The sequence below is a fragment of the Roseovarius sp. A46 genome (genome assembly GCF_004126395.1).
Classification (GTDB): domain Bacteria; phylum Pseudomonadota; class Alphaproteobacteria; order Rhodobacterales; family Rhodobacteraceae; genus Roseovarius; species Roseovarius nitratireducens.
This window is the reverse complement of the sequence record NZ_PVWS01000052.1, coordinates 1-11566: the sequence shown is the minus strand read 5'-3', so window position 1 is coordinate 11566 and position 11566 is coordinate 1. Positions and strand designations below refer to the sequence as shown.

The following is an 11566-nucleotide window of genomic DNA, read 5'->3' as shown; positions in this document are numbered from 1 at the left end:
ACGCGACGCGACATTGGACATGCCGCGGCTGATCCTGCCGTCGTTGCAGGTCAACATGCGCGCGGGCGCGGTGCCCAAGGACCGCGACGGCAACCCGATGCTGAAAGTGCCGGTGAACCGGCTCTGATTTCAGGGCGCAGGACCCCAAACGGGAGGACACGCGATGCAACTCAACAAGGTGACCGACGCGCTGTCGGTCAGCCCCCAGATCGGTGCCGAGGATATGGCGGCGATCCGTGATGCGGGCTTTCGTGCCATTATTTGCAACCGCCCCGATGGCGAGGGGGCCGACCAGCCGAATTTCGAGGAGATCGAGGCGGCTGCGAAAAAGGCGGGGCTGGAGGCGCGCTATCTGCCAGTGACGTCGGGCATGGTTCGGGACGCGGATGCCGAAAGCTTCGGACAGGCGCTGATGGAACTGCCCGGCCCGGTGCTGGCCTATTGCCGCACCGGCACGCGCTCGGCCACGCTCTGGTCCCTGAGCCAGGCAAAGAGCCGCCCGGTGCCCGAGATCCTCGCCGCCACCAAGGCGGCGGGCTATGACATGGCCGGAGTCGCGCGGCGGATCGTCAATGGTGGCAAGACGCCCACCGATACGGGGGATGCGTCCTTTGACGTGGTGATCGTGGGCAGCGGCGGGGGCGGTATTGCCGTGGCCGCGAGCCTGAAAGCGCGCAAGCCGGGGCTGGAGATCGCCGTGATCGACCCGGCGGAAATCCATTACTATCAGCCCGGCTGGACCATGGTGGGCGGCGGCATTTTCGAGCCCGCCGAGACCGCCAAGACCATGTGCAGCCTCGTTCCGCGCGGCGTACACTGGATCAAATCCGCGGTGGCTGCGTTCGAGCCGAAGGACAATGCCGTGATCCTCGACGGTTGCCGGGTGGTGAAATACGACCGCCTGGTGGTCTGCCCGGGGCTGAAGCTCGACTGGGCCGCTGTCGAGGGGCTGGAGGAAACGCTGGGGCGCAATGGTGTCACCTCCAATTACCGCTACGACCTGGCCCCCTATACGTGGGAACTGGTGCAGGGGCTGAAGACGGGCCGCGCGCTCTTTACCCAGCCGCCAATGCCGATCAAATGCGCGGGCGCGCCGCAAAAGGCGCTGTATCTGTCGGCGGATCACTGGCACCGCACCAGTCGGCTCAAGGATATCGAGATCGGGTTCTGCAACGCGGGCGGGGTGCTCTTCGGGGTCAAGGATTACGTGCCCGCGCTGCAATCCTACATGGACAAATACGGCGCGCGGCTCGATTTCTTCCACAATCTCGTGGCCGTGGACGGCCCGGCGAAAAAGGCCGTCTTCGAGGTGAAGAAACCCGATCACGAGCCCGAGCGCGTGACGATGGAGTTCGACATGATGCATGTCTGCCCGCCGCAATGCGCGCCGGATTTCATCCGGGTCTCGCCGCTCGCCGATGCCGCAGGATGGGTGGATGTGGATCAGGCGACACTACGCCACAAGACCTATACCAACATCTGGTCCTTGGGTGACGTGATGAACGCGCCAAATGCCAAGACGGCGGCCGCTGCGCGCAAGCAGGCCCCGGTGGTGGCTGAGAATATCGTGGCCGATATCATGGGGCGCGAGCCGGTGGCGCAATATGACGGCTACGGTTCCTGCCCGCTTACAGTAGAGCGTGGCAAAGTCGTGCTGGCCGAGTTCGGCTATGGCGGGGTGATGAAGCCCAGCTTTCCCAGGTTTCTCATCGACGGCACCAAGCCGAGCCGTCTGGCCTGGCTGCTCAAGGAAAAGATGCTGCCGCCGATCTATTGGAAGGCGATGCTGCGCGGGCGCGAATGGATGGCCCGGCCCGAGAAGATCAGCGCCGGGGGCTAGACCCGGCCCTGTGCCCGCACCTTGACTGCCCCGGGTTCCGTACCGGGGGCCTTTCGCCTTTTTTCGTCCTGAATTGGAAAGACCGCCTGTCATGCCCTCGCTATCCCGCTATTTCCCCCCCTTGGACTGGGGGCGCAGCTATACCCGCGACACGCTGACCAGCGATCTGGTGGCGGCGGTGATCGTGACGATCATGCTGATCCCGCAATCGCTGGCCTATGCGCTTCTGGCGGGGCTGCCTGCGCAGGCGGGGATCTACGCCTCGATCGTGCCTATCGTGCTCTACGCGCTCTTTGGCACCTCCCGCGCGCTGGCCGTGGGGCCGGTGGCGGTGGTGTCGCTGATGACGGCGGCGGCGATCGGGCAGGTGGCCGAAGCGGGCAGCATGGGCTATGCGGCGGCGGCGCTGACGCTGGCGCTTTTGTCGGGGGCGTTTCTGATGGCGCTCGGCCTGTTGCGGCTTGGCTTCATCGCCAATTTCCTCAGCCATCCGGTGATCGCGGGCTTCATCACGGCATCGGGGGTGCTTATCGCCACGAGCCAGCTCAAACATATCCTCGGCGTGCCCGCAGGCGGGCATACGCTGGTCGAGATGCTGGCATCGCTGGCGGTGCATCTGGGCGATGTGCATCTGGCCACGCTGGTGATCGGGGCGCTTGCGACAGGGTTTCTGTTCTGGGTGCGCAAGGGGCTGAAGCCGCTTCTGCAGCGAATGGGCCTCAGCCCGCGCATGGCCGACCTGCTGGCCAAGGCGGGGCCGGTGGCGGCGGTTGCGGTCTCCACCCTGGCTGTCTGGCTCTTTGGGCTGGATGGGCGCGGCGTGGCCATCGTGGGCGCGGTGCCGCAGGGCCTGCCGCCGCTCACCATGCCCGATCTTACGCCCGATCTGCTCGGGTCGCTGCTTGTGCCGGCGATTCTGATTTCGATCATCGGCTTTGTCGAATCCGTGTCGGTGGCGCAGACGCTGGCCGCAAAAAAACGCCAGCGCATCGACCCCGATCAGGAGTTGATCGGGCTGGGCGCGGCCAATCTCGGCGCTGCCTTTACAGGCGGCTATCCGGTCACCGGGGGCTTTTCCCGCTCTGTGGTGAATTTCGATGCGGGCGCCGAGACCCCCGCCGCCGGGGCCTTTACCGCCATCGGGCTGGCCATCGCGGCGCTGGCACTGACGCCGCTGATCTTCTTTCTGCCCAAGGCGGTGCTGGCGGCGACGATCATCGTGGCGGTCCTCAGCCTCGTCGATTTCTCGATCCTGCGCAAATCCTGGGCCTATTCAAAGGCCGATTTTGCCGCCGTGCTTGCCACCATCGGGCTCACGCTCGGGCTGGGGGTGGAGGCGGGGGTGTCTACGGGCGTGATCCTGTCGTTGGCGCTGCATCTCTACAAGACCTCGCGCCCGCATGTGGCCGAGGTGGGGCTGGTCCCCGGCACGCAGCATTTCCGCAACATTCTGCGCCACGAGGTCGAGACCGATCCGACGCTGCTGACCCTGCGGGTGGATCAGAGCCTCTATTTCGCCAATGCGCGGTTTCTGGAGGATCTGATCCAGGACCGGATCGCCGAGGATTGCGCGTTGCGCCATGTGGTGCTGATGTGCTCTGCGGTGAACGAGATCGACTTTTCCGCGCTGGAAAGTCTGGAGGCGATCAACGAACGGCTCAAGGCAGCGGGCATCACCCTGCATCTGAGCGAGGTCAAGGGGCCGGTGATGGATCGTCTCCAGCGCAGTCATTTTCTGGACGAGATGAGCGGAGAGGTGTTCTTGTCGCAATATGACGCCTGGACCACTTTGGTTCCGACCGGGAAGGGCTGAACCGGATGGTCACCAGGGATGTTTCCGATCTGCCGCCAGACCTGGGCTTGGACTCGGACACGACACTGCCCGCCGGTCGGGATAAGAGGCGATAGTTCCGAAAGAGCTATCTGCTTCTCCTGTTGTCGCGTTGCCCTTAACCCGGTTCTGCCTCAATCTATGTGGGAGGGGCAGCATTCGGGCTCTGAGCAATTCCGGCCCGGCATTTCCGTACACTGGGCGCTTGAGCGTCTTCAAGCGGTTGATCTGGCCTTGCGGTAGTTTCAAGGGTGCTGTCAGACGAACTCGAACTCGTCTCCACTGGCAGCGTGTCGCCCAGAACCTGAATCGCGGGGATTCCCACGCGTATGATTTTGTGAGTCATCCTGTTTGGGAGGATGGATCATGTCAGCACCTTTGCCAGACGTGCTTCGGGCGCGGTTTCGCCGATATATTGAAGAAGGGTTAAGCGGTCGCGCGGCAGCGTTATGGCTGACAACGCGGTCCGCGATCGCCGAGCATTGCAAAAGGATTGGTCGATGGGCGGGCTGAATGTCTGCCCGATGGCCCAACCTGTTTGACGAAAAATTGTGTGCCGGTCCGCTGACGATGCCCGATCAAGGCGTTTTTGACGGCGGGAACCTGGGCTATCTTGTTACGTAGCTGACACCTTTCAACTGCCATGAAGATTGCGCGTCTGCACTTCTTCTGCCGGAACTGCTAGCGCCTCTCTGCCATCAGTCTGCGCCCACTCGCTGCGAATGATCAGCCCAGTTCCGACAAAGAGGCCATGAACTTGGAGAACAATTCGCCCTGTGAGCTCACGCGTAGCTTGGCGTAAATGTTGCGCCGGTGAATGCGCACCGTGCCGGACGTGATGCCAAGTGCACGGCCGGTGGCATCGGCGGAATGGCCCTTGAGAATGTATTCGACCACCTCGGCCTCACGCGGTGTAAGCAGGTTGCGTCCGAAGCTTTGAAATGCGTCTTCTATCAACCGGGGCAGACGTTGCCCGTTGCTCGCCGGTTGGGACAAGAACTGACCGATCAGGCCGCACCAATGCTTTCGCGCGGTGGCGGCGACGAATGGTAGCAGGCTCTCGAGATCGCGGAACTCGCGTGCCGAGAAGGCCTTGTGCTCGCGCATCGCGGATATGACCACGCTGACGTCGTCGCCAACGTCGATGACATAGCCTATTTCTTCGGCAAGGCCGGTCTGAACATAGTAATTACGGAAATATTCGCCCTGGTAGAAACGATCGGGGGCCAGGTCGCGCAAACGCGCCAATCTGGTTTCAGTTGGACTTTGGGAGTGCAGGTAGAACGGGTCGAGGAGATACGGCCCTTCCTGATAATCGTCGACCATCACCTTTCGCTTGGTGGCAGGAAAATCATCAAAAAGATCAAGAGGTTTGTGGTCGCGGTGATAGGCAAAGATCACCGTGAACTCGAACGGAACGACGGCGCGCAGCGCATCGGTAAGCGCTGTAGGCAGACCGGGTGTGCCCAAGGTTTCAACGGCACACGCACAAGACCGGGTCCAGTCCGAAAGCTGAGATTTCATGGTCGTCTATGCTCTTTGTGGTATATACAGTGAGATCATCTTTTCGTAGCATTTTCGTCAAACAGGGCATACCCCTTCTTGGGTCAATAATGACAGGGTGTGATATGCTGGACGCATATGCGGAAACGGGAAGAGACATGCGAGCATCCTCGGAGACAACAGAAAACCAGGATGCGCGCGAGGATCACGTCGCAGAATTTATTAATGTCTCCAAACGATTCGGGGGCGTTCTCGCGACAGATCAACTGAACCTCGGAATCCGGCGGGGCGAATTTCTATCTTTCCTCGGTCCTTCGGGCTGCGGAAAGACGACGGCGTTGCGGATGCTTGCCGGGTTCGAGGAGCCGAGTGAAGGCTGTGTTAGGATCAATGGCTCTGACATGAGTGCGGTGCCGTCCTATCGGCGCCCAGTCAACATGGTGTTTCAGCATTATGCGCTCTTTCCGCATATGAGCGTGGCGCAGAACGTGAGCTATGGCCTGCGTCAGCGCCGCCCGCGAATGGCAAAGGCCGAGATCGGGGCGCGGGTTGCGAAGGCGCTCGAGACTGTCCGGCTCGAGGATTTCGGCGGGCGCCGCGTCTGGGAATTGTCGGGTGGGCAGCAGCAGCGTGTGGCGCTTGCCCGGGCAATCATCAACGAGCCGACGGTCCTGCTTCTGGATGAACCAATGGCGGCGCTCGATGCAAAGCTGCGCGGCGATATGCAGCGCGAGCTGCTCGATCTTCAGCGGAGCCTCGGGATCACCTTCGTGCTTGTCACCCATGATCAGGAAGAGGCTCTGTCCATGTCAGACCGTATCTGCATCATGGGCGGCGGGCGGATCGCGCAGGTGGGCACCCCACAGGATCTCTATGATCGACCATGCAACCGCTATGTTGCGGATTTCGTGGGTAAGGCCAACATCCTGTCAGGTGAAATCGTCGAGAGGGCAGATGGTCGCGCGCGGGTCGTTTTGCCCTCGGGCGTGGAGGTTCTGGTGTCGGAGGAGGGGCCGGACACGCGCAGAAAGATCGAGATCGTCGTGCGACCCGAGGCTCTTGGTATTGGCGTGGCGGCGAGTCCCGGAGATGCCGCACTCAAGGCGCGGATCACTCATCGCACCTTTCTCGGCGATCATACCGAATACCTGCTGGAGGCCGAGGGAATTGGTCCTGTGCAGGTGAATCTGCCACGACAGGCCGAAAGAGCGTCGGGCAGGCACGAGGTGGGCGATGAGGTCCATATCCTGTGGGCGGCGGAGGCAGGGCGTGTCCTGGCCGCCGAAGACTGACCGAGCCTGAACCTGAACAATCCAGCAAGGGAGAATGATCATGACAAAAGATAATGCGCCGATCACTCGGCAGAAATTCATGGAAGAACTTCGCCGTTACGAGAAGGGCTCGATCACGCGTCGGCACTTCCTGGGGGTGACGGGCCTTGGTGCCGCGATGGCCGTGATGGGCGGAGCCATGCCCGGACTGTTACCCGGTCGCGCGCGGGCGCAGGACTTGGGCAACCGCGTGGTTCTGGCCACTTGGCCCAATTATCACGATGCGTCGAATTTCGACCGATTCACCGATGCCACGGGCGTCTATACCCAAGTCAATGTCTTCGGCTCGAACGAGGAAATGCTGGCCAAGCTGCAAGCGGGCGGGTCGGGCTGGGATGTCTTCGTGCCGACCAACTACGCGATCTCTACCTATGTCGAGGCAGACCTGATTGAGCCACTCGATCTGTCGAAGCTGCCGAATTACGATCCTGCGGCATTCGATCAGCGGTTTGCCGATGCGGGCACGATCGACGGCACCGTCTATGCCGTGCCCAAGAACTGGGGCACTACAGGTATCGCCTACAACTCCGACAAGACCGGCGGTGTCGTGGATAGCTGGAAGACCTTCTTCGACGGTGCGCGCGATCAGTTCGACGGGCGGGTGATGGTTCATGACTATCAGCTGACCACCATCGGCAATGCGCTGGTCTATTTCGGCCACAGCTTCAACTCGGTCGATGAAGCGGAACTGGCCGATGCCGAAAAGCTTCTGATCGACGTGAAGCCCCATCTCTTCGCGATCTCTTCGGATTACCAGCCGTCGATGCGCAATGGCGATGCCTGGCTCACGATGTGCTGGACCGGCGACGGCAAGCAGATGAACAGCGATATGCCCGAGATCGGCTTTGCTCTCGGCAAGGAGGGCGGCGAGATCTGGTCGGATTACTATGCCATCCCCAAGGATGCCCCGCATCGCGAGGCGGCCTATGCGCTGATCGACTATCTGCTCAATCCGGAGGTGAACGCGCGCGAGGCGCTCGCACACGGCTATCCAGTGGCCGATGCGCGCACCAATGCGCTCCTGCCCGAGGACCTGCTCAATGATCCGATCCTCTATCCCGCGGCCGAACGGCTGAGTGCGCTGGAATTCGGTGCGGCCGTGACCCTGACCGATCCGAACCGGGCTGAGCTCATGGCACGGTTCAAGTCGGCCTGAGGCGCGGAAACGGAGACGGACGATGGCCATGGCACAAACACGGGCGCGCACGCTGCTCCTGACGCCCGCAGGCTTGTGGTATGCGGCGTTGCTACTGTTCCCTCTGGCCGTCGTCCTGATCTTTTCCTTCGGCGAGCGCAACCCGATCGGGGGCTATGCGCCCGGCTTCACGTTCGAGCAATATGCCAACCTTCCAGCGCGCTTTGCTGCCTTTCGCAACACGCTGACGCTCGCACCTCTCGGCACCATCGCGGCGCTGCTCATCGCCTATCCGCTGGCGTATTACCTGGCACTCAGGGTTTCGGTGCGTTGGAAGACGATGCTGCTGATCCTGGTGATCGTGCCGTTCTGGACGTCGATCCTGATCCGCTCCTATGCGTGGATCTACCTGCTTGGCGGCAATGGGATTCCGGCCTTTCTGGAGGCGATCGGCCTCGGGGAAATACAACTGATCAACACGCCCTTCGCGGTGCTCGTGGGTATTGTCTATGGTTATTTGCCACTGATGGTCTTTCCGATCTACGTGGCGCTGGAAAAGCTCGACAAGAGCCTGCTGGAAGCCGCCTCTGATCTTGGGACACCACCCTGGCGCAGCTTTCTGCAGATCACCCTGCCGCTTTCCATGCCGGGTGTTCTCACCGGCTCCATGCTGGTCTTCATCCTGCTGACCGGAGAATTCCTGATCCCGGCGATCCTCGGAGGCGGCAAGGTGTTCTTTGTCGGCAACGCGCTGGTCGATCTGTTCCTGCAATCGCGCAACTGGGCTTTCGGCTCTGCCGTGGCCGTGGCGCTGATCGTTATCATGCTGATTGTCGTGGCGCTCTACACACGGGTGGTGAAACGGTTCGGAGCCACCCGCGACGATGTCGGGCTGATGTGAGGGTGCCATGAGACTTTATGCCGTCGCCGTCTACGGGTTTCTCTACCTGCCGATTTCGATCATCGCGCTGTTCTCGTTCTCGGCGGGGCGCAATGCCAGTTCGATGCAGGGATTCTCGACCGAATGGTATGCCCGCGCCCTCAACAATCCCTTCGTGATGGAGGCGCTCTGGACGTCGCTCAAGGTGGCGTTCTTCTCGGCCATACTCGCAACGCTTGCCGGGACCATGGCGGCATTGGCGCTCACGGGCATGAAAGGACGGCTGCGTGCAATCTTTGACGTGCTGGTGCAGATCGCGGTGATGATTCCCGGTATCGTGATTGGCATCGCGACGCTCATCGCGCTTGTCACGCTCTTCGATCTCGTGAATCCCTGGATCGAGAGCCTGACCGGGTGGCGTCTCTCCCTGGGTCTGGGATCGCTCATTGGCTTGCACGGCATGTTCACCATGTCGCTCGTCGTGCTGCTGGTGCGCGGGCGACTGGAAAGCTTCGACCGCGCCCAGATCGAGGCGTCGAACGATCTAGGGGCCAGTCCGCTGGGAACCTTCATGCAGGTGACGTTCCCACAGATCGCGCCGGCCATCCTTGCGGGTTTTCTGTTGGCGTTCACCTTCAGTTTCGATGACTTCATCATGGCGTTCTTCGTGGCTGGATCGGAGACGACGCTGCCCATCTACATCTTTTCGTCCATCCGTCGCGGGGTGACGCCTGAGATCAACGCGATCGGCACAATGGTGATGGTGGCCTCTCTCACGCTTCTGATCGTCGCGCAAATTCTGCTGCGGCCAGGCCATTCCAGGGGAAAGGGATAAATCGCTTTGCAGGAGACAGGAAAGCTCAAGGATCGTATCGCGCTGGTCACAGCGGCCGGATCGGGTATCGGTAGGGCAGGGGCCTGCGCAATGGCGCGCGACGGGGCCACCGTGATCGTAACCGACCTAGCGGCCAACCTTGCGGAGGAGACACTTGCACGGATTGAAGCCGAAGGCGGCCAAGGCATGGCCTTCGCGCTCGATGCAAGGGATGACACGGCTTGTCGGGCCACCGTCGACCGCGTCGTCCGTGACCACGGGCGCATCGACATCCTGCACAGCCATGCCGGCATCCAGATTCCCGGACGGCTGGAGGATGTCACGTCAGAGCAAATGGATTCTGCATGGGCGCTCAATGTAAGGGCGCATTTCGTGCTGGCGCAGGCGGTGGTCGCGCCGATGCGTGCGCAAGGCGGCGGATCGGTAATCGTCACCGCATCCAACTCGGGCTGTCAATATGACCGGGGTATGATCTCCTACGCCACGACCAAGCATGCCGCAGTTGCGATGGTAAAGCAGATGGCGGCGGACTATGCGCGCGAGAACATCCGCTTCAACGCGCTTTGCCCCGGTTTCGTCGATACGCCTTTCAATGCCGGGTTCGAGATTCAGATGGGCGGGCGCGATGCACTCGAATCCTATGTCGCAGACACGATCCCGATGGGCCGGTGGGCCAGTGTCGACGAGATCGCCGACGGCATCGTCTACCTAGCTTCGGAGCGGTCGAGTTTTGTCACCGGTTTGGCGCTGGTCATAGATGGCGGTGAGCGGCTCTAGAACGCCCCTTGGCGTATAGGGTGACCTCCCTCAGACAATCTGCGAGGCGTAAGCGGCAGGGCGAGCCGAGCGGCGCGAACACCGGCTGCCTTCGGCGTCGAGAGCAAAGTCGCGTGTAGCCTTCGGATTCCACACAAACCCGGTGGAAGATTTGCAGATTCCTGCCAATTTCCTGTGCGTCAGGGCGCGGGCGCCAGCCGCGTCCATACCGGCTTGATGATTTTCAGCCCAACCGGGATCAGGGCCAGACCAAGCACCAGCCCGAACACCCCGTCTAGGCCCGCCGTGACGGCCCACTTAACGGCGCCCTGCCACGGGCCCATCCCTTGTGCAACAGCAACCGCGACATGGTGAATCCAGTCATACACCGCCGGGAAACCCATCTGGTCCAGCGCGTGCAGGATGATCGATCCTCCCACCCACAGCATCGCGGCCGTGCCGACGATCATCAACAAGTTCATGAATTTGGGCATGGCATGCACGATTCCGCGTCCCAAGGCGCGGGTCAGTCCCAGTCGGCCGTTCTCGGCCATGTAGAGTCCCACGTCATCGGCCTTCACGATCAGTGCGACCGCGCCATAGACCAGCGCGGTGATCCCCATCGCCACCATCGCCAGCGTCGCCGCCTCCATCCAGAGCGCGCTTTCAGGAAGCGCGGCCAGAGCGATCGTCATGATCTCGGCTGACAGGATGAAATCGGTCTTGATCGCCCCCGCAACCTTTTGTTCCTCCAGATGCGCGGCATCCCCTTCGATGTGGCTTCCGTCCGGCCCGCCGTGACCTTTACCGAACCCCAGGAAATGTGCGACTTTCTCGGCGCCTTCAAAACAGAGATAGCCCCCGCCCAGCATCAGGATCGGTGGGATCAGCCACGGCGCGAAGGCCGATAGGGCCAACCCCGCAGGCAACAGGAACACCAGTTTGTTGATCAGCGACGCCCGCGCGATGCGCCACACCATCGGCAATTCGCGCGCGGGCGAAAATCCCTGCATGTACTTGGGCGTCACCGCCGCGTCGTCGATCGCCGCGCCTGCCGCCTTGGACCCTGCCTTGGCCGCTTGCCCTGCCACGTCATCGACCGACGCCGCTGCCATCTTGGCCAGAGCCGCCACGTCGTCCAGCAATGCCATCAACCCACTCATACCCGCCTCCTGTAGCCGACATTCCCCAAGCAGACTGCCGTTTGACGACAGCGTCGCCTGACAAGGCCGGTTGATCAATTGTTTTCCGTGCAGCGCAGCGGTCATGGATCGTAGATCCGACCCGATCTGCGGGGTCTGGGCCATGAACCCACCCACGCACAGCCCTTGAGTATCCACGCCCTGGAGCAAACCCTCCGACTTCCAGTCGGACCTGCTTCAGCGTGAAAGAATCGTGTTATGATCGTACCCTCAGAAAAATGAGCCGCAGCCGGGTCGAAGGCTCATTTTTCTG

At 61.8% G+C, this 11566-nt stretch carries 9 protein-coding genes and 1 pseudogene; 8 read left to right on the top strand and 2 right to left on the bottom strand.

The features are described from left to right. The 3 genes and pseudogenes from C6W92_RS18065 to sulP all read left to right on the top strand — a co-directional run. Positions 1-127, top strand: a pseudogene (locus C6W92_RS18065) (MBL fold metallo-hydrolase); the annotation flags it as partial. A 36-nt stretch (positions 128-163) separates the two neighbouring features. Then, on the top strand, positions 164-1840 hold the full coding sequence (locus tag C6W92_RS16870; protein WP_129435235.1) for a bifunctional protein tyrosine phosphatase family protein/NAD(P)/FAD-dependent oxidoreductase: 1677 nt from the start codon (positions 164-166) through the stop codon (positions 1838-1840). Positions 1841-1931: 91 nt separating this feature from the next. After that, a complete protein-coding gene (gene sulP, locus C6W92_RS16865; protein WP_129435233.1) occupies positions 1932-3653 on the top strand; it encodes a sulfate permease in 1722 nt (573 codons plus the stop codon). 744 nt (positions 3654-4397) lie between these two features. On the opposite strand, the gene C6W92_RS16850 is transcribed toward sulP, so the two are convergent. Next, entirely contained in the window at positions 4398-5195 is a 798-nt protein-coding gene (locus C6W92_RS16850) for a helix-turn-helix transcriptional regulator (RefSeq protein ID WP_104019713.1), read from the bottom strand. 8 nt (positions 5196-5203) lie between these two features. Here C6W92_RS16850 and C6W92_RS16845 point away from each other — a divergent pair, with 8 nt between their 5' ends. Genes C6W92_RS16845 through C6W92_RS16825 form a run of 5 tightly spaced genes read left to right on the top strand, consistent with a single transcriptional unit; the run spans position 5204 to position 10132 of the window. Beyond that, a complete protein-coding gene (locus tag C6W92_RS16845) occupies positions 5204-6466 on the top strand; it encodes an ABC transporter ATP-binding protein (RefSeq protein WP_347232819.1) in 1263 nt (420 codons plus the stop codon). 40 nt (positions 6467-6506) lie between these two features. Beyond that, positions 6507-7661, top strand: coding sequence for a spermidine/putrescine ABC transporter substrate-binding protein (locus tag C6W92_RS16840; RefSeq protein WP_104019920.1), 1155 nt, complete (start codon positions 6507-6509; stop codon positions 7659-7661). Between the two features lie 28 nt (positions 7662-7689). Beyond that, positions 7690-8541: an ABC transporter permease gene (locus C6W92_RS16835; protein ID WP_164989283.1), complete on the top strand. Its 852-nt coding sequence runs from the start codon at positions 7690-7692 to the stop codon at positions 8539-8541. 7 nt (positions 8542-8548) lie between these two features. Continuing rightward, complete coding sequence (locus C6W92_RS16830; RefSeq protein ID WP_104019716.1) at positions 8549-9355, top strand: ABC transporter permease; 807 nt, start codon at positions 8549-8551, stop codon at positions 9353-9355. A gap of 6 nt (positions 9356-9361) precedes the next feature. Then, on the top strand, positions 9362-10132 hold the full coding sequence (locus tag C6W92_RS16825) for an SDR family oxidoreductase (protein WP_129435225.1): 771 nt from the start codon (positions 9362-9364) through the stop codon (positions 10130-10132). Positions 10133-10311: 179 nt separating this feature from the next. On the opposite strand, the gene C6W92_RS16820 is transcribed toward C6W92_RS16825, so the two are convergent. Continuing rightward, positions 10312-11274 carry a DUF808 domain-containing protein gene (locus C6W92_RS16820; RefSeq protein WP_129435223.1) on the bottom strand — a complete coding sequence of 321 codons (963 nt, stop codon included), beginning with the start codon at positions 11272-11274 and terminating at the stop codon, positions 10312-10314. Positions 11275-11566: the final 292 nt, after the last annotated feature.